Raw genomic sequence first — 23244 nt, forward strand, 5'->3', positions numbered from 1 at the left:
GGGGTCTTGGCTTTGCGCCGACGGTTATTCGTCTTCGCGCCCACCATTATCCGCCTCGACCCCGACCTTCTCTCTCCTGCTCACAATACAGGGTACGAAGTCCTCAGACACGCTGCAATTGCGCCAGCCGCACGCAGAACGACCCCGCAGGGCGTCAATGTCTGCGCCGCGTCCAGTCGAGCATGTGATGCTCGGCCAGCCAGTGGTGCATCATGCCTTCACCGTGGTGCTCGCGCCGGTAGGTCCTCGATTCGAAGATGGTCAGCCCAAGCAGGACGAGCAAGCCCACGGTCAGCCCGACGAGGCCCGCGATTGACTCGGCATCCATGGCAGCCTCCTTTGACGATTGCGGCCATGCCTACATAGTAGAACAACAAAAACGAACCGGGGACGGGACTGTACCTAACGGGAAGCCGGCCAGCCCCGCCTTGCCGGCGCTTTGCGGGTAGACTCGCGACTTTGCCACTTTGCCACTTTGCCGGATCCGGCTTCGGGAAATCCATGAGTCGTCTCTTTTTGATCGTGTTGTTCTTGTCCGCCTTGACCGGCTGCGCCGACGATTCGTCCGCGGCCCGGCATGGTCGTCCGCCGCAGGATCCGCCCGACTATCACGGCGTGCCGACCGACGTCCGACCGCCCCAGATGATCGAGACGCCTGAGGCAACGCAGAAATAGCGCTCCGAAGCGCTGCGTTCCTCGAATGCAGCAACGACTGCCCGCTGCACCCGAAGCGGCGAGGCCAGCGGCACGAGTCCCGTATCCGCCGCCGCGTCTACGGCTGGTGCGCCCCTACCGACACCGCGAGCCGCGGCAGTCGCATGAGCAGCGTGATGCCGCGTGCCGCCATGAACAGCAGCAGCGCGGCCCATAGTCCGTGATTGCCGAATGGCGTAACAAGCGCCCACGACGCAACCATAAAGACGCCGGCCGACAGTGCCATGGAGTACATCAGGTCCCGCGTGCGCGTGGCGCCAATGAAGACGCCATCGAGCAGAAAGCCCCACACCGATACGATCGGCGATACCGCCGCCCACGGCAGAAAAACCTCCGCGGCAACCCGAATCGCATGCTGATCCGTCAGCCGCTCGATGATCCAGTCACCTGCCGCGCCGTACACCAGCGCAAACCCCAGCGCACCCAGTCCAGACCAGAACATCGTGACCCTGACGGATTGCCGGAAGGCGTGGCGATTGCCCGCGCCCGTTGCTGCGCCCACGAGCGCCTCCGCGGCGTGGGCGAAACCGTCGAGTCCGTACGCCATGAAGGTCTGAAAATTGAGCAGCAGGGCGTTGGCAGCCAGAATCGCGTCACCCTGGCTTGCACCCAGGTGCGCGAACCATCCGAATGCGCCGAGGATGCACAGGGTGCGCAGGAAGATGTCGCGATTGATCGCCACCAGTCGTTTCAGCGCGACGCGATCGGCGAGCTGCGCGCGATCGAGCGGCGGCAGATTGCGTGGCCGCAACTGCCACAGCACGATGGCGCCAAGCACGAAGCCGAGCGCGTCCGCGGTCGCCGTCGCGGCTCCGATGCCTGCGATGCTCCAGCCGAATCCATACACGTAAAGCAGTAAGGCGACGACGTTGGCCGCGTTGATGAACACCTGGATGACGAGCGCCGTGCGGACCCGCTGCACGCCAAGCAGGTATCCGAGCACGACGTAATTCGCGAGCGCAAACGGCGCGGAGCCGATTCGCGCGCGGCAATAGATCTGCGCATTTCGCCGGACGTCTTCGCTGCCGCCGATCGCGCGCAGCGCGTGCTCGATCAGTGGGCCTTGCAGCACGAGAATCGCCAGGCCCGCCACGAGCGCGAGTACCAGCGCCCGCACGACGTTGATCCGCAACGCGGCGGCATCGTTCGCGCCGAACGCCTGCGCGACCAGCCCGGTCGTGCCCATGCGCAGGAAGCCGAAGCCCCAGAAGACGAAATTGAAAAAGAGGCCGCCCAGCGCGACGCCGCCCAGATTCGCCGCGCCGTCGAAATGGCCGGCCACGGCGGTATCCACCGCGGCCAGAATGGGCTGGGTCAGGTTCGCGATAACGATGGGGAAGGCGAGCGTCAGAACCCGCCGGTGCCAGCCCTCCGGAGCCGGCGGGGAAGCAGCCTGTTCGCCGGCAGGGCTGCTCAACTGCGCTCCTGAACACACACCCAGGGCGACACGACGACGGCCCACAGCTCAGGATTGCGGGCCGCGAAGTCCGCCGCCGTGTCTGCCTGCATGCGCTCGACAAGTCCCACAGAAAGCCACCGCGTGACCTGCTGCGTGTCGTCGCTTGCGATCGCCTCGGCGACGCTCACGAGATCAAGATCGCGCGCCACTCGCAGCAGCTTGCCTTGCGCGAAAAAGCGTTCGAGATCCTGCCAGTCGATCTTCGCCGTTTCGCCAAGAAGCTTGAGATAGAGCGGGCTGTGGGAGGCTGGGTTCGTCGTCATCGTATTGGGCTGGAACATGAGCGGTGGGTACTATAAACCATCGAGAATCGACTGCCGTGCAAGCGCGTGCCGTCCTGCCCGGCGGCAAGCGGTTCGCAGACCTGGCCGTCAGGCTGCTTGAGCCGCACACTGGCACTCGTTATGCTTCCAACCGGCAAATGCTGTGCTGTGCGGTTCGCCGCACGGCGTATTCGAGGACCGAACCATCGAGGTATCCATGGCCTATTCCACTCCCCCCAAATACGATCCCTTTTCGAGATTGCTGCACTGGCTCATCTTCGCGTTGCTCGTCGCGCAGTTCATTGTGGCGTGGACCATGCCGGGCATCCATCGCGGCACGCAGCCTGTCGGGCTCATCACGTGGCATCTCGAACTGGGTACTGCCATCGTCGCCGTCATGATCGTGCGGCTCATATGGCGGGCAGTGCGCCGTGAACCGGCGCCTGTCGAAGGATCGGCCATGCTGCGTTCGGTAGCGCGTCTCACGCATGGCGTCCTTTATCTGCTGCTGATCGCGCAACCGTTGATGGGGTGGGCCAACGCGTCGTCGAGGGGATGGTCGCTCACGCTGTTCGGCGTAATTCCACTGCCGCCTCTCTCGGCTGAGGGATCCGCACTCGGGCACGAAATGGGCGATCTGCACAGTGCTCTCGCCTGGGGACTGCTTGGCTTGATCGGCCTGCATGTGGCGGCCGCGCTCTACCATCACTTCGTATTACGTGACGGCGTGATTCGCCGCATGTTGCCGGGTGCTTGATGCACTCGCCCGATTCCGCGGCGCCATCGAGAGCATTGCTTCCGGCCGCGGAATCGCGCGATATGGCCAGGCGGTAGCTGGCTATTAAATTCGCGATAAGCTAATTTTTACGTTTTTTAGTCGTACGAGAAAGTGGTGTGTATTCGTGTGCCTATACGCGCCCTATACGCGCGCTATTGTTAAAACTCATTGGATGAGTGCGCTTGCGCACAAAGCTTTAAATCGCTACGAGACCGGCATATCCTTTCGTTAACGCGCGCTTTTGCTGTCTGCTGAAAATGCCGGCTCGCCCCGATGCATTGTTCACGCGAATCCCGCGCAGCTATGCGCCGCGCGCTTCTTGCCGATACGACGCCGCACTGGCTGGTCTCTTTTTGTCTGCGGTATTACATCGTTTCGCGATGTTTTCACCTTCAGCGCCGTTTCTTTTTCGCTTCACATAGCGCGTAATCCGTTCGCCGCGTCACATTTCATTGGCAATTAATCGATTGCGCTGTATTAGGCGCGTTGCTAGATTCCGAATTGGCGCATGGCGAACCGGTCCTTTGCCGATATGCGCCGAACCCCCGTTCGCCCGGCCTCGAGCCGGGCATTTTTTTGTCCCTGCAATACGGCGATGTTCGCGCGCGCATTGCGGCCCGCTTCGACTAACGCGGCGGCAGCGAACGGGAGGGGTCGATGGAGCGCCCTTCATAGCGCAGTTCGAAATGCAGCATCGTCCGATCGGAGTCCGTATCACCCATTTCGGCGATCTTCTGCCCTTGCGCAACCGTTTGCCCTTCCTTCACGAGCAGCGTGCGGTTATGCGCGTAAGCCGTGAGGTAATCGCCGTTGTGCTTGATGATCAACAGATTGCCGTAGCCGCGCAGGCCGTTGCCCGCGTAGACCACGGTGCCTCGCGCCGCGGCGACGACCGGCGTGCCGGGACTGTTCGAGATGTCGATGCCCTTGGAGTTCTTGCCGTCGAAACCTCGCACCACGTTACCGGCGGCCGGCCAGACCAGCGAGATGGGCGCAGCGGGCGCTGCCGACGGTGCTGCTGGGGGGGTACTGTCGGCCGTCGTGCCGCCGCGAGCGGCCGGTGTAGTCGATTCCGCGGTACCGCGCGACGCGCCGTTGCCGCTCGACACGGTACCGGAAGGCGGGGCGACGCGAAGCACCTGACCCACCTCGATCGAGTCCGGGTTCGACAGACTGTTCCAGCGAACGATGTTCTGCACCGACTGCCGGTTGGCGCGCGCAATCTTCGATAGCGTGTCGCCCCGCTCGACGCGATAGTAGCCCGGTCCCACCGGTGCCGACCCACATGCGGCGAGTGCCGCGACGAGCCCTGCACAGGCGAGCCGTCTGATTCTTGTTGCCAACATTGGACCTCGCCATGCGCCGCGCGTGTGCCGATCCCCGATCGCGCGACAGTTGCAAAAACGTCCGATTTTAACGGGTTTGCATTTTGCGACGTCAAATGAAATGCCGCGCATGGAGCGCGGCGTTGTCCTTGCGCATCGCGATGGATGGTTATCGTAGTGCGCCGACGGTGATGCGCAGTGCGGCCTCTTCGGTCGCGCCCGGTGCGAGCCAGCGTAGGCCGAGACCGTTGTGGATCGCATCGGGCAGGCCGAGCCACGGTTCGACGCAGTAGAAGTCCGATTCCGGGCGCTCGGTCCAGGTCGTCACCGCGTACCACGGTACGGAGCCCGGGCGACGCAGATCGATCGTGATCGTCCGGTTCAGACCGGGGGCGATTACGCGTACCGGCGTATCGGGCGTGCCGTCGAGACAGTGGAAGCGATCGTGGATGCGCGCTTCGTCGAGCGTGTAGCGCTGCGCACCGGCCTCCGGCGCGCTGATGGTGCCGTCCGGCAACTGGTGGCGGCGTTGCGTGCGCGGCAATTCGAGCGTCGTTCCGGCGCGCTGCTCGTGCGGCAGCGTGAAGTAGAAGTGATGGCCCGCATAGTAGGGCAGGGAGGGCTGGGTCTGTGTGCCCGTGTTCGTAGTCGTCAGCACGACATCGAGCGTATGGGCGTCGACGAGGCGATATGTGGCTTCGAAACGGAAGCCGAACGGGTAGCCCACGCGCGTGGCCTCGCTATCGGTGAGCGTGAGCCGTACGCCGTGACCGTCCGCGTCGGGCTGAGCCGCGAAGGGCAGGTCGCGCGCGAAGCCGTGCATCGGCACGTTGCGGACCGTGCCGTCGGCGCTGCGCCAGCGGCCGATTTCGCCGTCCACGCGATGGCGTCCCAGAAACGGGAACAAAAGCGGATTGCCGCCGCGCACCCGCGCGGGTTCGGCCCAGTTCGCGTCGTCTGGCCAATAGATGGCGGACTGGCCGTCGATGTGCCATGACAGCAGCCGGCCGCCGGCCTGCGGCGCGACGCGCAGCAGCGACGCGCCATGAGCGATCTCGATAATGTCCTGTTGCTGGAATTGGGGCATGTCGATCGGATACGTCGAATACGTGGGAAAGGAATGGAACCCGCGCCATGCAAGGCGCGCGGCCCGCAGGCCAACGGCGATTGTGCACGCCTTCAGGCTACGGGGAAACCCTTCCCGGGAAATTGCGAGTGTCGCGCATGCAGAGGCTTGCCGATAATCCTCATACCGCCCGGTAAGACGCGACCCCGGGCCCGACACCGGACCGGAGGCGCTATGGATCTCGCAATGGCAATGGGCGTGGCTTTATTCGGCATGTTCACCGCGAGCACTGTCTACTTTTTCTACAAGGTCGCGCGCTGACGTCGACGCGTTGCCGCGCGCTTGCCTTTCGTCTTCCTGACGATATCTTTTCAGCAGGGCCCGCATCATGGCGGGCCTTTTGCTTGTCATGGTCCCGTCATTTCCTCCGACCTCGTCGCTCTGACGCAGTGCAATAAATAAATCGTCAAAAATCGCTGAATGCTTGGCGCATCCATACGGCACCGGCATAATCGGTGCGCTTCGGGCGCCGGGGCGGCATGCCGGCGCGATGTTCACCCAATGCGAGGATCCGCGCGTGAGCTTTTCGTTCCTGATTTTTTTGAGCGTGTTGCAGGGCGTCACTGAACTTTTCCCTGTCAGCAGTCTCGGACACACCCTCCTCGTGCCCGCGCTGTTCGGCATGCACATCGACAAGCATGCGCCGCAACTGCTGCCCTTCCTCGTGGCGCTGCATCTGGGCACCGCACTCGCACTGCTGCTGTATTTTCACAAGCGGTGGATCGCGCTGGTCCGCGGCTTTTTCAGTTCGCTCGCAGGACGACACAACGACGACGGTCACATGATGTGGGCGCTCATCATCGGGACCATTCCGGCCGGGATCGTCGGTCTCGTGCTCGAAAAGCGGCTCGAACGCATCTTTCACGACCTGCGGATCGTGGCGATCGCGCTGATCATCAATGGACTGCTGCTCTGGGTCGGCGACAGGCTGCAGCGCTCGCGCGCACATCGTCTGCCGGAAAAGCTGACTTTCCGGCAGGCGTTCCTGGTGGGCCTTGCGCAAATCGGCGCGCTGGTTCCCGGTTTCTCGCGCAGCGGCCTGACGATGATCGCCGGCAACGCGGCGGGCCTCACCGCGGAAAAGGCCGCCGAGTTTTCGTTCCTGCTCGGCACGCCGATCATCTTCGCGGCCGGGCTGCTGGAACTGCCGAAGCTCTTTCACGCGCCGGGCCAGTTGGGAGACGCGCTCGTGGGCGGCGTACTGACCGGCATTGCGGCGTGGCTCAGCATCCGCTTTTTGATGCGCTACTTCGAAGGCCGCGGCCGTCTTGCGTCGTTCGGCATCTATTGCGCGATTGCCGGCGCGGCGTTTCTTGCCTGGTTCATGCTCCATCCGCAACCGGTGTAACCTCGCCCGGATGCAGGTCAGCGCGGCTCTGGCCGCGGCATTCAAGGTATAATTCCACGCTTGCTCCCGTCCTTGGGGGCCACGACCATCTTCACTGCGGGCGTCGTTTCCCGACGCCGCTTCCCGTCGATACGCGGCAGTAGCTCAGCTGGATAGAGCATCGGCCTTCTAAGCCGAGGGTCGGGGGTTCGAGCCCCTCCTGCCGTGCCAATCTCGCAGAATTGCTGTCGCCTCGCTTCCCATGTGTCTGCAATACATTTCTTCGGACTCCATAGGGAAGGCGTAGACCGTTTCTCAACATGTCTCCCTTTTGGCGCTCGCGGCTCACTGGCGATAGAGCCGATGCGCGTGCGTCTTTTTTCGCTGCCCACGTAAACCAGTTTTGCCAGGCGATTCAAGGCGCATAGAGTGTTGCGTTTACGCATTCGCTGCAATCTTTTATGTCAGATCTTTGTGTGTTTCGGTAAATTACATCCCGTTACAAAAACAGTCTGACGATAAAAAATGAACTACGGGGTCCATCGGCTTGCGTCAGGCAAGCTGCGGGGTACGCCTGTGGCCATCGGGGAAGTACAGGGCTGCAGCGCGAATGTCGGGGAAATCATCACGAAAGACCGGGCAGTGCAGCGTGCCTTTATGGACGTCGTGCATGGTGCGAATGTGCGCGCACGTGCGCTGCACGCGCCACCCTCTTCGAAGCATGCGTGCACATCCGCCGCTCACAGCTCGCGCACGAGACCGCATGCCATTGAAGCTCGGCAGGATCGGGAACAGGTCACGCGTTACTGCGCGCCGGAGGCAGTCAAGACTCGTCGCTTGCCAGGGAATCGGCAGGACGTAGCGACCCACGCTTCCTGAGTACCGCCGATGAGCAAGAGCAAATTCGGCCGGACCTCCCAAGGGTTCGCAGAGGGCAGGTGCGCGCGTTGGCGCAGCGTCAAGCCGTTCGCAGTGGTATGTGCGACCCTGCTTGTCGCCTTGCCTGTCCATCTCGCGCACGCGCAATCCAACGATCCGCTCGGCGAGCAGGAACAGCATCGGCGGGCGCAGGAGCAGGCGACCGAGCGTGAGCGCGCGCTACACGCGCCCAACGTTGCGCTTCAGCCCGTCGAACGCGCACCGGAAGACGACGGCAAGGTGCCTGCCGAAACGCCGTGCTTCAAGGTCGAAGAGTTGACGCTGGAAGTGCCACCCGGCCTGAGCGATATCGTGGAGGCGGCTGGTGCTCGCGCGCTGTCGCCCAATCCGCTCTTTCCCGGCGAGCTGACGTTCGCGAGCGGTTACCTCCAGCGCTATCGCGGTCAATGCGTGGGGCGAGAGGGGCTGAACCTCATCGTGCATCGGGTGATGGCCCGCATCATCGAGAAGGGCTACTCGACAACGCGTGTCGTCATCGGCGCGCAGGACATCTCGACCGGCAAACTGAAGCTCCAGCTGATTCCCGGCGTGATCAGCGCGATCCGTTTTGCCGATCCGTCGACGTACGGCACCTGGCGCAACGCATTCCCGACGAAGGCAGGCGACCTGTTGAACCTGCGCAATCTCGAGCAGGGCCTCGAGCAGATGAAGCGCGTGCCGAACCAGGACGTCGACATGCAGATCGTGCCGGGACCGGCGGCCGGCGAAAGCGACGTCGTGATTACCGTGAAGCGCACCAAGCCGTGGTCGCTCTCCGTGAGTGCCGACGACAGCGGACTCAGGTCCACGGGCCAGTTACAGGGCAGCGTGAGCCTCACGCTCGACAATCCGCTGGGCCTGTCCGATCTGCTCAACATCGGCTACAGCCACGACATCAACGGCCACACGAGCCAGTACGGCACCCACGGCAGCAGCGCGTATTACTCGATTCCCTGGGGCAACTGGACGTTCACGGCGACGGGCAGCCAGTACGACTACCACCAGCAGATCGCCGGCGCGTTCACAACGCTCGTCTCGAGCGGCAAATCAAGCAACTTCGACGTGAAGGCGGAGTACCAGTTCTACCGCAACCAGGTGCAGAAGAACATGGTGGAGTTCCGCGTCGGCAAACGCTTCAGCGAAGCGTTCATCGACGGCACGGAGATCGACGTCCAGCATCGCGACAACAGCTACGCGGAAGTCGGCTGGGAGCACAAGCACTACTTCGGCGCGGCGCAGCTCGACAGCACGCTGGCGTATCGCTGGGGCGTGCCGTGGTTCGGCGCACAGGCCGATCTGCCCGGCGTCGGCGCACCGACGTACTACTACCACATGGAAACGCTCGACGCGACCTTGAGCGTGCCATTCGCCATCGCTGGTTTTCCGCTGCGCTACACCGCGACCGTGCGGGCCCAGAACACGCCGAACGTGCTCTATCCCACCGAGTATTTCTCGATCGGCAGCCGCTATACGGTGCGCGGCTTCGATGGCGACACCATGCTCGCCGCCGAGAAAGGCGTGTTCATGCGCAACGAGCTGGAAGTCCCCATTTCGCGCCTGGGCCAGGCCGTGTACGTCGGGCTCGACGGCGGCGAGGTCTTTGGTCCCGAGGCCAACAACCTGCTGGGTCGCCGACTCGTTGGCGCTGTGATCGGCCTGCGCGGCAGCGCGTTCAAACACGTCAGTTACGACGTCTTCATCGGCGGTCCGTTGTACCAGCCCGAACGTTTCCCGAACCACTGGCCCGTTGCGGGCTTCAGCGTGAGCTTCATGCTATGAACACGAACATCTATCGCGTGATCTTCAATGCCGCCCGCGGCCTGTGGACTGTCGTGCAGGAGACCGCGACGGGCTTCGGCAAGGGGCGCTCGGCCGGGACAACGCGTAGGGCCACCCTCGCTGCTGCGCGTTGCGACTTCATCGACATGCTGTCGATGCGGCACATGGCATTCGCCGCATTGTGCGTGCTCGGCATGCAGCCGGTCTGGGTGGATGCCCAGGTCGTGGCCGCGCCAGGCGCGGCGGGCACGAAGACGGCAGTCGGCGTGACCGCGAACGGCTTGCCGATCGTCCAGATCGCGACGCCGAACGGGGCCGGCGTATCGAACAACACCTACACGCAGTACAACGTCGGTTCGTCGGGCCTCATTCTCAACAACTCGGCAAACAACGTGCTCACCCAGCAGGCCGGGTATGTGGCGGGCAACCCGAATCTCGCATCGGGCAGTGCGCGCGTGATCGTCAACCAGGTCGTGGGCGGCAACGCGAGCCAGTTGCTTGGCTACACCGAGGTGGCCGGGCAGCGGGCGGAAGTCGTCATCGCGAATCCTGCGGGCATCTACTGCAATGGCTGTGGCTTCATCAACACGAGCCGCGGCATTCTGACGACCGGCACGCCGGTCTTCGGCGGCACCGGCAGTCTGGACGCGTTTCACGTGACGGGTGGTCAGATCCAGGTGGGCGCCGCCGGCCTCAACGGCAGCAATGTCGACCAGGTCGACCTGATTGCGCGCAGCGTGGCAATCAACGGCAAGGTGTGGGCGGGGCAATCGCTCAACGTCGTGGCGGGCAACAACGACGTTCGTCACGACGACCTCAGCGCTCAATGGCTCGGTCCGGACGGCAACAGCCCCGGTGTGGCGATCGACGTCGCGCAACTGGGCGGCATGTACGCGGGCAAGATCCGGCTCGTGGGGACCGAGGCGGGCGTCGGCGTCAACAGCGCCGGCACGATCGCGTCGCAGTCAGGCGATGTCCAGCTCAACAGCCAGGGCAAGGTGACCCTCTCGGGCACGACGAGCGCCAGCGGCAACGTGGCGATTTCCGCAGCCGGCGACGTGTCGAACAGTGGCTCGGTCTACGCCACCCAGAACACGACGCTGAACAGCCAGGGCCAGGTGACCAACAGCGGCACGGTGGCCGCACTCGGTAACACCACGGTGACGGCGGCGGGCGTGAATTCGGGCGGCGCGCTCGGCGCGGGTGTCGACGCGAATGGCAACGTGACGGGCAGTGGCAGTCTCACCGTGACGGGCACGGGCGTCGTTGCCGCTACTGGCCAGCAGATGTCGGGCGGCAATCTCACGCTGTCGGGCAGCAGTCTGAACATGGGGGGTGCGCAAACGTTGACGCGAGGCAATGCGTCGCTGATCGCGACAGGAGCGGGTGGCGATACCGGCAACATCGTTCATACGGGCGGTTCGCTGCAGGCCAGCGGTAGTCTGACGGTGAACGCCGCCGGCACGTTCTCGAACGATCAGGGGCAAACGGGCGCAGCGCAGCTGGGCGTGACCGCAGGCGCCATTTCGAACCGCGGCGGCACGCTTTCGCAGACCGGTGCAGCCGACACGACGCTGGTTGCTACCGGCACGCTCGACAACACGGGCGGCACGATCACCACCAACGCGCAGAATGCGACGCTGCGCTCAGGCAGCTTCACGAACGCGAATGGACAGATCAGTCAGGCGGGCAACGGGACACTGAACGTTCAGACGGGGGCGCTCGACAACAGCCGCGGCAGCATTGCTACGAACGGGCGGGCCTCGGTTACCGCGGCGAGCCTTGCCAATGGCGCGGGTTCGATCACCTCTGCACAGTCGCTCAACGTCGCATCGAACGGCGACATCGACAATACGGCGGGCCGCCTCGAAGCAAGCGGGGCCGTCGACGTATCAGCGGCCAACGTGCAAAACGCCGGCGGGCGCATCGTGTCGCAAAACGGCGATGGCCTGACGCTGACGGCGAGCGGCCAGATCACGAACGCCTCGGGCACCACCGCGCAAGGTGTGACGGGCGGCGTGATCGGCGGCAATGGCAACGCGACCATTCGCGCAGCATCGCTGACGAACAGCGGCACGGTTACCGCTGCGCAAACACTCGGCGTAACGACCTCGGGCACGCTCGACAACAGCAGCGGCACGTTGAACGGGGCGACGCTGTCTGCGAATGCCGCGTCGCTGAAGAACGCAGGCTGGGCGATCAGTGGCAACACGGTGTCCCTGAGCGCGCCGCAGTTCGACAACAGCAGCGGCCAGATCACGGCGAACCAGCTGAATCTCAGCGCGACCCACTTCGCGAACGCACATGGTGTGCTTACCCAGCTCGGCACCGGCGCGATGGATTTCGACGTGAGCGGCGCGCTGGACAATTCGAACGGCGGCGTGATCCAGACCAACAGCACGGACCTCACGCTGGCGCCTGCCACGCTCGACAACAACGGCGGCACGATCACGCATGCCGGTACCGGCACGTTGACCGTCGATGCGGCCAGCGGTGCGGGCGGTGTCACGAACGTCGGCGGCACGGTGACCACCAACGGACGGGCTGCGCTCTCCGCAGGCAGCATCGACAACACACGCGGGACGATCAGCGCCCAGACCGGACTTGCCGCGGCCGTCGCCGGTGCGCTCGACAACACGCACGGGCAGATCGTGTCGAACACCGACATGAACCTGGTCAGCGGCGGCGCGCTGACCAACGCCAGCGGCACGATCGCGGCGACGGGCGACGGTTCGGTACAGGCTGCGTCGGTCACGAACAGCGGCAGCATCACCGCGGGCCGGACACTCAGTACTACGGCAACGAATACGCTGGACAACAGCGGCGGCACGATGAGCGCACAGACCGTCACCGCCCGCGCCGCCTCGTTCAGGAACGCCAGCGGTGTGGTGAGCGGCAATACGCTTTCTTTCGTCGTGCCGCAACTCGACAACAGCGGTGGCCGGATCACCGCCAACCAGCTGGATCTGGCAGCGACGAACCTGACCAATGCTCAGGGTTCGCTGACCCAGCTGGGATCGGGCGTGATGGGCATGAGCGTGAGCGGCACGCTGGACAACTCGAACGGCGGCGTGATCCAGAGCAACAGTGCGGACCTCACGCTCGCGCCGGCCACGCTCGACAACGACGGCGGCACGATCACGCACGCCGGGTCGGGAACGTTGACCATCGACGCAGCGAACGGCGCAGGCGCCGTGACGAACGTAGGCGGCACGATCGTCAGCAACGGCCGTACGGCGCTTTCCGCGGGCAGCGTGAACAACACCGGCGGCGCGATAGGAGGTCACTCGGGGCTTGTCGCGACGGTGACGGGCGCAGTCGACAACACGCGCGGTCACCTCGCATCGAACGCGGACCTCGACGTGTCGAGCGGCGGCGCGCTCACCGACAGCGGCGGCACGATGAGCGCGACGGGCAACAGCTCGGTGCAGGCTGCGTCATTGACGAACGGCGGCACGATCACGGCAGGTCAGAACCTCGACGCCACGGTGGCAGGGGCGCTCGACAACAGCGGCGGCACGATGAGCGCCCAGAGCGTGACGGCCCATGCTGCGTCGCTGCGTAACGCGGGCGGCACGGTAAGCGCCAATACCGTATCGCTGACGGTGCCCCAGCTCGACAACAGCAGCGGCAGGATCGTTGCGAACCAGCTCGGCATTACCGCGACGAATCTGACGAACGGGCACGGGTCACTCACGCAGCTGGGAGCCAGCGCTATGGGACTGGATGTCAGCGGCACGATCGATAACTCGAACGGCGGCGTCATCCAGACCAACAGCACGGACCTCACGCTTGTTCCTGCGGCGCTCAATAACAACGGCGGCACGATCACGCACGCCGGCACCGGAACGTTGACCATCGCTCCGGGCAGCGGCGCGGGATCGGTATCGAACGTCGGCGGGCATATCGCGACCAACGGGCAGGCCACGATATCGGTGCGCAGCCTCGACAACACGGGCGGTACGCTCGCCTCGCAGGGCTTGATGTCTGCGGTCGTCCAGACCGTGTTGAACAACACGGGCGGCCGGTTGTCGTCAGGTACAGGATTGACCGCATCGAGCGGCGGCGCGCTTGTCAACGCCGGCGGGGTGATCGGCGCGGGCGGCGCAGCCGCAGGCAGCACGCTCAGCCTCACCGCGAGTTCGATCAACAACGCGGGCGGCGCGATTACCAACGTCGGCACGGGCGCGACGACCGTCAACGGCGGCAGCCAGATCGCGAACAGCAACGCCGGTGGCGCGGCGGGCATGGGGGCGATCAGCGGCAGCGGCAATGTCACGCTGACAGCAGCGTCGATTTCGAACACGCAGGGCGGCCAGTTGAGCGGCGCGAATCTGCAGATCAACGCAGGCAACCTCGACAATAGCGGCGGCAGGATCGGCAACGTCGCAAGCAGCACCGGCGACGTCGGCATTACGACGGGCGGCAATCTGAACAACGCCAGCGGGCAGATCGGGGCGTCCCGCAATCTCTCGGTAGCGGCCAGCTCACTCGTGGGCGGCGGCGCATACAGCGCAGTCAACGACCTCACGCTGAACCTGCAGGGCAACTTCACCACGGCCCCGGGCTATGGCTTCAGTGCGGGACATAACCTGACCTTCACGCTGCCGGGCACGTTCAGCAACGGCGGCTCGCTCGTCGCGGTCAACGGCCTCGTCGTCAATGCAGCCGACATCCAGAACACTGGGACCATGGCGGCTGGCGGGCTGCTCGCAACGCATTCGAATACGCTCACCAACACGGGCACGATCGTTGGCGGCAGCGTCTCGCTGAATGCCACGCAAGCGCTGCAGAACCTCGGCACGAGCGCACTGATCGGCGCGACCGACAGCGCCGGCCTCCTCGAACTGCTCTCCGCCGATATCGAGAACCGGGACGACACCACCGCGACAGATGCCCCGGCGATGACCGCGATCTACGGCCTCGGCCGGGTTGTCCTGGCCGGCGGCAAGGACGGGAACGGCAACTACTTCAACGCGGGGCTCGTTCACAACCAGTCGGGCCTGATCCAGTCGGGCGGCGACATGCAGATCGCTGCGAGCCAGGTGACGAACACGCGGCGTGCGATGAGCACGTCCGGGTTCACGTCCTCGGTCGACCCGGCTTTGCTGCAAAGCCTTGGGATCAGTCTGTCAGGGTGTACGGCCACCGACATGGCTGCCTGCGGCCCTGGTAATCCGCAGGTCATGGGCTCGAAAGGCAGTCCGACGATGATCGGAGGCGTGCCCACCGATCCGCCGCACGGCGGGCAGTGGAACAGCACGTACCAGTACACGACCTATACGGGTGTAGCAGTCGCCAACACCGTCACGTCGGTGAGTCCGGGCTCGCAGATCATCGCGGGCGGTAACCTGAACGCCTCTTCGGTCGGCACGTTCCAGAACTACTGGAGCCAGGTGGCGGCGGCGGGCAATATTGCGATGCCGGCTACGCTCGACCAGAACAGCTGGCAGGGACAGACTGCACCGCAGGTGCAGGTCACCTATTCCGGCGAATATCACTACGACAACTACGACAACAGCGAACACAACTGGCAGTTGCCGTTCGGCGACGCGCCGTTCGTCGGCTCCCGCCCCGGCGGCTATACCCAGGCGGCGCCCGCCGACGTTCGCACGTATGCGTTGCCCGCCTACGAGTCCTCCTTCACCGCGGGCGGCACGTTGAGCGGTACCGGCGTGACCATCAACAACACTGCGGGCAATGCGTCCGTGACGCCGCTCGGGCTGCTACCTGGGCAAAGCGTTTCCGGCGCGGGTGCGGGGTCGGTCAGCGGGACGATTGCCGCCGGTTCGACAGGCGGCAGGGTCGGTGCCGGTTCGGTGAATGGAACGGTCAGCACGGGCGGCGGCGCGCGGGCCGTTACCGGCGCGGTACAGGGTGGCCACATCTCCAACAGCGGCCTCGCCAACTTCAACAATCCCATCATCGCGGGCGCGACCGCGGTAACGGTACTGAACAACATCACGTTGCCGAAGGGCGGCCTCTTCAGCGTCGATGCCGCGCCGAACGCGCCGTACCTCGTGGAGACCAACCCGGCCTTTACGAGTCAGCAACAGTGGCTCTCGAGCGACTACTACTTCCAGCAGATGGGCATGAATCCCGGCCAGATCCAGTTGCGCCTGGGCGATGGGTTCTACGAACAGAAGCTCGTGCAGGACCAGATCATGTCCATGACGGGCAAGTCGGTACTGACGAACTACGCCAATACGCAGGACGAGTTCAAGTCGCTCATGACCTCGGGCGCAGAGCTTGCGAAGTCGCTCAATCTCGCGCCCGGCACGGGCCTGTCGCCCGACCAGGTGTCGCAGCTCACGAGCAACGTCGTCATCATGCAGAACCAGATCGTCGATGGGCATGAGGTGCTCGTGCCCGTCGTCTATCTGGCGAAGGCGAGCCAGGAGAACATGGGCAACGGCCCGGTGATCGCCGCGACGGACATCGATCTGCAGAATGCGACAACGGTCACCAACAGCGGCACGATCAAGGCGGCAAACAGCTTCGCCATCAGCGCACAGAGCATCGACAGCTCGTTCGGTACGCTGCAGAGCGGCGGCAACATGTCGCTCGTGACGGCAGGCGACGTGAACCTCACGTCGGCGACCGTGAACGCAGGCAGCCTGGCGCTGCAGGCGGGCGGCAACCTCGTGCTGGATACGAAGGTGAATACGCTCGACCAGGTCAGCAGCACGGGCGCAACCCGCGTCACGGCGACGCTCGGGCCGCTGGCGAGCATCAACGTGGCGGGCAACGCGACCATCATCACGGGCGGCAACTTCGAGCAGAACGCGGGCAGCCTCAATGTGGGCGGCGCGCTGGGCATGAACATCGGCGGCAACTGGAATCTCGGCTCCGTACAGACGGGCGAGCACAAGGTTGTGGAGCGCGCCAATGGCGTGTCCGACACGGACATGAACCAGTCGGTCGGCAGCGCCGTCAAGGTGGGCGGCCTGTCGGCGATCGCGGTGGGCGGCGACCTCACTGCGACAGGCGCGAACATCAAGCTGGACGGCGGCGGCACGATCGCGGCCGCGGGCAACGTGACGCTGCAGGCAGCGACCGCGACCTCGACCGTGAACAGCAACAGTTCCGGCAGCGACCATCACGGCAGCTACGCGGAGACGCTGCATACGTCGGATGATGCGGTGACGGCGACGACGCTCACGAGCGGACAGAGCCTTGCAATTGTGTCGGGCAAGGACATCAACGTGACGGCGAGCACCGTGTCGCTCGACAAGGGCAACGCCACGCTGATCGCCGTGGGCAGCGTCAATGTCGGCACGGCCACGGAAACACATGTCTCCGATTCGCACGAAACGCACAGCCACAGCGGTGTGGCGAGTCACACGAGTGCAGTGAACCAGGTGGACCAGACCTCGACCTCCGCCGATGGCAGCACGATTTCGGCAGACGGCGTCTCCATCGTCAGCGGCAAGGACATCAACGTGACCGGCAGCAGCATCGTCGGCACGCATGACGTTGGACTTGCGGCGAAGGGCAACGTCAACATCGTCGCCGCGACGGATACCTATCAGGATTCCGAGTTCCACGATGTGAAGCACTCCGGCTTCTCCGGCACAGGCGGCATCGGCATCAGCTACGGGTCGAGCGAGCAGAAGGATCAGTACAGCGCGAATTCCGTCACGCAAAGCCAGTCGCGCAGCACAGTGGGCAGCGTAGAAGGCAACGTCGCCATTTCCGCCGGCAAGGACGTTCATATCGGCGGCAGCGACATCGTTGCCGGCAAGGCAGCGGCAGACACGACCGGCGCGACCGGCAACATCGCGATCCAGGCACAGAACATCACGATCGACCCGAGTCAGGACACAGCGAACGAGCATGACCACCAGGAAGCGCACTCGAGCGGCATTTCAGTCGCGGTGACCGGCACGCCGCTCGACACCGTGCGCAACCTGTCGAGCGCGGGTTCATCGGGCACCGCGTTTAGTCGTGCCCAAGGCATCGGCAACGAGATTGGCGCCAGCGCGGCGGATACGCCGTCGGTGACGCTGTCGTACGGGCGCAGCAGCAGCTCGAGCACGACAGACTCTTCCAGCTTGACGAGCATGGGCAGCACGATCCGCGGTGGCGGAAACGTGACTCTCGTGGCAACGGGCGCAGCGGCGGACCTTGGGGACGGCGCGATGATGCGCAGAGGCCCGTCTGCGCCACTGGTCGGCGGGGATATCACGCTCACGGGCTCCACGATTTCGGCCGGTGGTACGACCACGCTCGATGCTAACCGCAACGTGACGCTGCAGGCGTCGACGAACCAGTACGCGCAGACCAGCCAGTCCAGCAGTTCGAGTTCGAGCTTCCAGCTGGCAAGCCCCAGTCCGGGCGACCTGTCGCGCTGGATAAGCGGCGGCCCGAACAGCGGCGGCGTGAGTCCGTCGCCCTACAACGCAGGCCGCAGCGCGTCGGACAACAATGGCACCTCCACGCAACAGGCAGCCAGCACGGTAACGGGTAACAGCGTGGTGGTGAAGAGCCATACGGGCGACATCAATGTTGTCGGCTCCGGGATCAGCGGCACGCAGGGCGTCGATCTGATCGCGAGCGAGGGGGCCATCAACGTGCTGGCCGGACTCGATACGAGCACGAACCACCAAGAGTCGAGCAGTCATCAGTTCGGCAGTCTGGGCAGTAACGGCACGGGCACCGGTTTCAGTGTGGGCGTGGCGAATAGCCATACGGTGCAGGACAACGCGTCGCAGACGCAAAGCACGATGCGCAGCCAGATCGTGAGCGGCAACGGCAACGTGACGCTCGACGCGAAGCAGGACGTAACCGTTGCCGGCTCTGATCTTGGCGCGGGCAAGGACCTGACGCTGATCGGAAGGAACCTGAACCTCGATCCTGGCACCGACGCCATGCAAAGCAGCATGAGCCAGGACTCGAGCCAGTTCGGGGTAAGTCTGGCGTTGAGCGGCGCGGCCGGCAATGCGGTGGCGGCGATCAACCAGGCGACGGGTCCGCACCGTTCGAGCGATTCGCGGCTCGCCGCGCTGGGCGACGCGCAGGCCGCGCTGGCCGCCTATAACGCCTATAACGTCGCGAGCGCTGTGGGCGCTGGAAAGGCCACCGGCCAACCGCTGATCAAGGCGACCGTGAGTATTGGCGGAGGTTCGAGCCATAGCGACTCGCAGAGCAGTTCGGTGGCCAACGACGGCAGCACGTTGCATGCGGGCGGTAATGTGAACCTGATTGCCACGGGCAGCGGCACGAAGGACGCGGCAGGCTTCGCGACAGACGGCGACATCAACGCGCGCGGCACGCAGATCTCCGGGCAGAACGTGACGCTGGATGCAGCGCGCGACGTCAACCTGCAGAGCGCCGTGGATACGAGCCAGCAGTCCAGTCACAACAGCAGCAGCGGCGGCAGTATCGGCGTGGGGCTAGGTCTCGGCGGGCAGCAGAACGGTTTCACGCTGGAACTGGCGGCGAACACGTCGCACGGCGAGGCCAACGGACAGAGCGCGACGAACCGCGACACTCAGATCAGCGCCAGCAACACTTTGTCGATCACGAGCGGTCGCGATACGAATCTGCGCGGAGCCGAAGTGGCCGGCGATACCGTGGCGGCGAGCGTGGGCCGTGACCTGAACATCCAGAGCCCGCAGGACAAGAGCACTTACGACAGCAAGCAGTCGAGCGGTGGATTCCAGGCGAGCATCTGTATTCCGCCGTTCTGCTGGGGCCAGACAGTGAGCGGCAGCGTGAGTGTCAGCCAGCAGGACATCAAGTCGGACTTCCAGTCGGTAAACCAGCAAAGCGGCATCTACGCGGGCAACGGCGGTTTCAACGTCAACGTCGGCAACCATACGCAGCTGGACGGTGGGGTGATCGCGAGCACTGCGAGTGCCGACAAGAACAGCCTTTCGACGCAGAGCTTCGGCTACACGAATCTGGACAACCACGCGAGCTATTCGGGCGACACGATCGGCTTCAGTGCAAGCGGCGGCACGGGCTGGAGCGCGAAGGACGGGGCCACCGTCAAAACGCCGGTGACGCAGGTCGCATCACACTTGCCGGGCCCGCAGAACTCCCAGGGGCTTGGCCCGAGCGGCTTCTCCGTAGCAGGCACGGGCAGTGATGCATCGGGCACGACGTACGCGGCGGTGAGCGCGGGAACGATTACCGTGCGCGGCGATGCGGGCACGGGCCATGACAGCACGGCTGGCCTGAGCCGCGATACGGCCAATGCCAACGGTGCCGTGCAGAATACATTCGACGCGCAGAAGGTGCAGAACGATATCGCGGTCCAGCAGGGCGTGGGCCAGGTCGGGATGCAGGTGGTGGGGGATATTGCCGGCGCGTTGTACGACCGAGCGAAAGCTGCACGGGATAACGCGATAAAGGCTCAGGCCGCCGCCGAGGCAGCCAACGATACGGCAGGAGTGGCACAGGCGCAGGCTGACAAAACGGCGGCCGAGCAGCAAATGGCACTGTGGGCCAACGACGGGTCTGCTCGGGTTGGCGCGCATGCCATCGTGGCGGGCCTCGGGGCTGCGCTGGGTGGAGGCAACGTGGCCGGCGCCATGGGCGGCACGATCGCCGGCGACATTGCCAGCAACGCCACAAGCCATACGTTCGACGACTCGCTGGGCGGAAAGCTGCTGTCAAACGCCATCGCGGGACTTGCCGGCGCGGCGGCAGGCGGCGCGCTTGGCGGTTCGGCGGGGGCGATGAGTGGTGCGGGTGGGGCGTTGAGTGCGGATCTTTACAATCGGCAGTTGCATCCGGATGAACGGCAGTGGGCGAAGGACAATGTGAAGGCATTCGAAAAGTATTACCAGGACCAAACCGGGCAATCTCTCACGGATGCAGAAGCACAAAATATGCTGCTGGCAGCTGGCTACCAGAGAACCGATAAGTTGGCGGGTAGTGGCCCTGTAGCGAATCAAACTGCTTCGAACTATCTCACGCAGTTTGCGCCGAGTAATCTCTTCTCGGCTACATTAGAGGAGTATGCGAATCCTGGAATATTGACTGGACCGATGACGCCTGAGCGAGCGGCTTTGGGAGGAATAGGGTTTGGCACAGTGACGGTGCAATTTGGTTTAAATGCAAGCGGTCATCTATTTAGCGTAGGTGGCGGTGGTGAAGTGGGCGCAGCAATTAGCTTGGGAGATCATCCGAACCTTTGCGTATACGGCCAGGCTTGCGGAAATTACGGCCTTGGGATGTATGCGGGAGCAGGTGGGGCGGTAACCATTTCGCAGGGCGGAGCCACCACAGGAATTTCGGGCAGCAAGGGGGGCTTTATTTCTGGAGGAGATGGGATAGCCGGTGATACCACGATTACGAGAGACCCGTCGGGCAATGTTTCAGGAGGAAAAGGGGTCTTCGGTGTCGGTATCGGTGGTGCTGCTGGCGTCACGCAATGTAAGCAAGCCTCCGCTTGTATATCGGGGAATTAAATGATTTTCAGAATATTGTCACTTCCGGTCGCGCTGTTGTTTTTTGCTGCGTTTTTTTTGGTTAGGCGTTACTGCGGGGATGAGAGATTCAAACCGCTCCGGATCGCCTCTTATGGATTTGTTTTTGCTGGCGTTGGCTTGATTTTTGGGGCAATGGGGTGGATGGACTTGGGAATATTTTCAGTTGCCATTGGTATCTGCAATTTTTTCGTTGGAGTGCTCGTTCATATGGGGTCGGTTGCCAGAAAGCGTTTGCCTCCGCCGCGAGACTGGGACGAGTGAGAGGAATCAACCCCAATCTTTACAACCGGCAATTGCATCCGGATGAGCGTGCGCTAATCAAAAAGTTGGCGCAGCAGAAGGCCGAGCAGACCTGCAATGGCGATGCTGCCTGCATCTCGACATCGACCACCGCTTGGTCTGATTTGCTTGAGCGCGTAGCCGAAGGCCAAGTCGACGACGTGGCCAATGCCAAGAACATGGCGTATCTTCAGAACATTTTGCAGACGGCGGCTATGCCGAATAGCGAGGGTGCGCTCGGCGGTGTTGACACATATTTGAAGAACTTGCAGACCGCGCAAGATATGCTGGCGCCGTACATGGGCAAACCGATTATGGTCGGGGGCAGCCCGATCATGGCCGATGGAGGCGTGGAGACATATTTCAGTGCGACGCCGGCGCAGTGCGCGGATCAGTACACCAACTACATTCTGGGCACGCAGGCTCCCGGGCCTGTCGTGCCGAGAATGGACCTGCGCGATCAAAACCGCCTTGGTTACCTTGCTACCTGCAACGGTTCCGCTCAGCCCGATTACACCTTGGAGCAAATGCTGCTAGGTGGCGCGGTGACCAACAAAGTGATTGGCACTGTCGGGCGCGCTCTAGCAGGCTGTTGAAATACATCTCACTGACGCAAGGGATGTCTTTCTAAAAAACCATCGCGTCGGTTTGGTTCGTGTCGATTTGATAGCGAGCGCCCTTAATTCAGGTGGAACCAATGCCGTCTCCTCGCCGATTTGCACTTCTACTCCGTTCTGTTCGCGAGCGTACGCATGCGTGTGAGGTTGTAGGCCGCCTGTGTCAGCAAGAACAACTGCTCGACCCGCTCGCGGCCGCGATACATCGCCTGACGAATCCGGCCGACTGTCTTACCCCAGCCGAAGACCTGCTCGATGCATTTGCGCTTGCGCTGGCTGATGGCGTAGCCAGCCCAGCGTGTCGTCCGAGCGTCAATCGCCGAGCCACCCGCGCGGCCGTCGTTTTGCGCCACGTGCGGCGTCACACGATTGGCGCGGCAACTCGCCACGAAGCCCGCCGTGTCGTAATTCCTGTCCGCCCCCACAGTAATGGGGGCGCTGGCAACTTGCGCCGCGTCCGCGAGCATTTGAGCCGCAGCGTCGCGTTCGGCCGTACCGCTGGCCTGCGTCACTTGCGCGTTCACCACCAGACCATGCCGGTTATCCGTCAGCAGGTGCCCGATGTAGCAAAGCAGCGCACCAGTGCGCCGGCTCTTGCGAAACAGCTTCGCCTGGCTGTCCGTGCTCGATTCGTGGGTCTCGTTGCTACGCTTCTCACCGTGCCAGTTCTCGCGCTCACGCGCACCGCCATCAGGCGGCGCATCGTCATCCGACTTGTTCTTGCTCACGAAGCTCTTGTGCCCGGCCCACGCCTGAATCAGCGTGCCGTCCACGCTGAAATGCTCGCCCGACAGATAACCGCGCGCATGCGCCGACTCAACCGTCTCGTTGAACAGTTCAACGATGACGTCGTGCTCGAGCAGCCGGTCACGGTTCTTGCTGAAGGTCGAGTGGTCCCACACCGCATCGTCCATCGAAAGGCCGACGAACCAGCGAAACAGCATGTTGTAGGAGATTTGCTCCATCAGCATGCGTTCGCTTCGAATCGAATACAGCACCTGCAACAGCAACGCGCGAATCAATTTCTCCGGGGCGATGCTCGGGCGGCCACCCTTCGCGTCGCTCTCGTACATCCGAGCGAACACCGGGTCCATGCGCTTGAGTGCGTCGTTCAGCCAAATGCGAATCGGGCGCAGCGGGTGATTGGCCGGCACGAAGTCATCCAGCCTTGCCATCGTAAACATCGTCTCGGTGTAGCCGTCCGCTCCGCGCATCGCT

At 63.8% G+C, this 23244-nt stretch carries 13 protein-coding genes and 1 tRNA gene; 7 read left to right on the forward strand and 7 right to left on the reverse strand.

Going from position 1 to position 23244, the window contains the following annotated elements; translation table 11 throughout:
* Positions 1-154: 154 nt before the first annotated feature.
* From U0042_RS24500 to U0042_RS24510, 3 genes are all read right to left on the reverse strand, one after another.
* Positions 155-328, reverse strand: coding sequence for a hypothetical protein (locus U0042_RS24500; RefSeq protein WP_017777675.1), 174 nt, complete (start codon positions 326-328; stop codon positions 155-157).
* A gap of 444 nt (positions 329-772) precedes the next feature.
* The gene (locus tag U0042_RS24505) at positions 773-2131 is read right to left on the reverse strand and encodes an MATE family efflux transporter (RefSeq protein ID WP_114815328.1); all 1359 of its coding nucleotides are present in this window, start codon (positions 2129-2131) and stop codon (positions 773-775) included.
* Positions 2128-2454 (reverse strand): DUF2288 domain-containing protein, encoded by a 327-nt coding sequence (locus U0042_RS24510; RefSeq protein WP_114815329.1) that lies wholly within the window; start codon positions 2452-2454, stop codon positions 2128-2130. Before U0042_RS24510 ends, U0042_RS24505 begins: the two co-directional genes overlap by 4 nt.
* A gap of 199 nt (positions 2455-2653) precedes the next feature.
* Here U0042_RS24510 and U0042_RS24515 point away from each other — a divergent pair, with 199 nt between their 5' ends.
* The gene (locus U0042_RS24515) at positions 2654-3193 is read left to right on the forward strand and encodes a cytochrome b (protein WP_114815334.1); all 540 of its coding nucleotides are present in this window, start codon (positions 2654-2656) and stop codon (positions 3191-3193) included.
* Positions 3194-3840: 647 nt separating this feature from the next.
* Here U0042_RS24515 and U0042_RS24520 read toward each other — a convergent pair.
* The 3 genes from U0042_RS24520 to U0042_RS24530 all read right to left on the reverse strand — a co-directional run bounded on the left by U0042_RS24520 (position 3841) and on the right by U0042_RS24530 (position 6163).
* Positions 3841-4560, reverse strand: coding sequence for a peptidoglycan DD-metalloendopeptidase family protein (locus tag U0042_RS24520; protein ID WP_114815330.1), 720 nt, complete (start codon positions 4558-4560; stop codon positions 3841-3843).
* A 148-nt stretch (positions 4561-4708) separates the two neighbouring features.
* Positions 4709-5626: an aldose epimerase gene (locus tag U0042_RS24525; RefSeq protein ID WP_114815331.1), complete on the reverse strand. Its 918-nt coding sequence runs from the start codon at positions 5624-5626 to the stop codon at positions 4709-4711.
* Positions 5627-5869: 243 nt separating this feature from the next.
* Positions 5870-6163 (reverse strand): hypothetical protein, encoded by a 294-nt coding sequence (locus tag U0042_RS24530; RefSeq protein WP_157977933.1) that lies wholly within the window; start codon positions 6161-6163, stop codon positions 5870-5872.
* 19 nt (positions 6164-6182) lie between these two features.
* Between U0042_RS24530 and U0042_RS24535 the strand changes: the two genes are divergently transcribed.
* From U0042_RS24535 to U0042_RS24560, 6 genes are all read left to right on the forward strand, one after another.
* Positions 6183-7013 (forward strand): undecaprenyl-diphosphate phosphatase, encoded by an 831-nt coding sequence (locus tag U0042_RS24535; RefSeq protein WP_114815335.1) that lies wholly within the window; start codon positions 6183-6185, stop codon positions 7011-7013.
* A gap of 133 nt (positions 7014-7146) precedes the next feature.
* Positions 7147-7223 (forward strand) — tRNA-Arg (locus U0042_RS24540).
* 657 nt (positions 7224-7880) lie between these two features.
* Entirely contained in the window at positions 7881-9689 is a 1809-nt protein-coding gene (locus U0042_RS24545) for a ShlB/FhaC/HecB family hemolysin secretion/activation protein (RefSeq protein ID WP_114815332.1), read from the forward strand.
* Positions 9686-21109 (forward strand): hemagglutinin repeat-containing protein, encoded by an 11424-nt coding sequence (locus tag U0042_RS24550; RefSeq protein ID WP_198665450.1) that lies wholly within the window; start codon positions 9686-9688, stop codon positions 21107-21109. Before U0042_RS24545 ends, U0042_RS24550 begins: the two co-directional genes overlap by 4 nt.
* Complete coding sequence (locus tag U0042_RS24555; protein ID WP_157977934.1) at positions 21110-21391, forward strand: hypothetical protein; 282 nt, start codon at positions 21110-21112, stop codon at positions 21389-21391.
* Positions 21388-22005: a hypothetical protein gene (locus U0042_RS24560; RefSeq protein WP_157977935.1), complete on the forward strand. Its 618-nt coding sequence runs from the start codon at positions 21388-21390 to the stop codon at positions 22003-22005. Before U0042_RS24555 ends, U0042_RS24560 begins: the two co-directional genes overlap by 4 nt.
* Before the next feature lie 128 nt (positions 22006-22133).
* Here the strand turns inward: U0042_RS24560 and U0042_RS24565 are convergent, their stop codons facing one another.
* Positions 22134-23240 (reverse strand): IS5-like element ISBxe5 family transposase, encoded by a 1107-nt coding sequence (locus U0042_RS24565; protein ID WP_011488753.1) that lies wholly within the window; start codon positions 23238-23240, stop codon positions 22134-22136.
* Positions 23241-23244 lie beyond the last annotated feature (4 nt).

Source organism: Paraburkholderia kururiensis, assembly GCF_034424375.1.
GTDB classification, from domain to species: domain Bacteria; phylum Pseudomonadota; class Gammaproteobacteria; order Burkholderiales; family Burkholderiaceae; genus Paraburkholderia; species Paraburkholderia kururiensis_A.

What these genes read in the sequence shown, in the direction of transcription:
- U0042_RS24525 (WP_114815331.1), bottom strand. Translation starts at nt 5,626, where the DNA reads ATGCCCCAATTCCAGCAACAGGACATTATCGAGATCGCTCATGGCGCG.
- U0042_RS24545 (WP_114815332.1), top strand. Translation starts at nt 7,881, where the DNA reads ATGAGCAAGAGCAAATTCGGCCGGACCTCCCAAGGGTTCGCAGAGGGC.
- U0042_RS24510 (WP_114815329.1), bottom strand. Translation starts at nt 2,454, where the DNA reads ATGTTCCAGCCCAATACGATGACGACGAACCCAGCCTCCCACAGCCCG.
- U0042_RS24555 (WP_157977934.1), top strand. Translation starts at nt 21,110, where the DNA reads ATGATTTTCAGAATATTGTCACTTCCGGTCGCGCTGTTGTTTTTTGCT.
- U0042_RS24565 (WP_011488753.1), bottom strand. Translation starts at nt 23,240, where the DNA reads ATGCGCGGAGCGGACGGCTACACCGAGACGATGTTTACGATGGCAAGG.
- U0042_RS24550 (WP_198665450.1), top strand. Translation starts at nt 9,686, where the DNA reads ATGAACACGAACATCTATCGCGTGATCTTCAATGCCGCCCGCGGCCTG.
- U0042_RS24520 (WP_114815330.1), bottom strand. Translation starts at nt 4,560, where the DNA reads ATGTTGGCAACAAGAATCAGACGGCTCGCCTGTGCAGGGCTCGTCGCG.
- U0042_RS24500 (WP_017777675.1), bottom strand. Translation starts at nt 328, where the DNA reads ATGGATGCCGAGTCAATCGCGGGCCTCGTCGGGCTGACCGTGGGCTTG.
- U0042_RS24515 (WP_114815334.1), top strand. Translation starts at nt 2,654, where the DNA reads ATGGCCTATTCCACTCCCCCCAAATACGATCCCTTTTCGAGATTGCTG.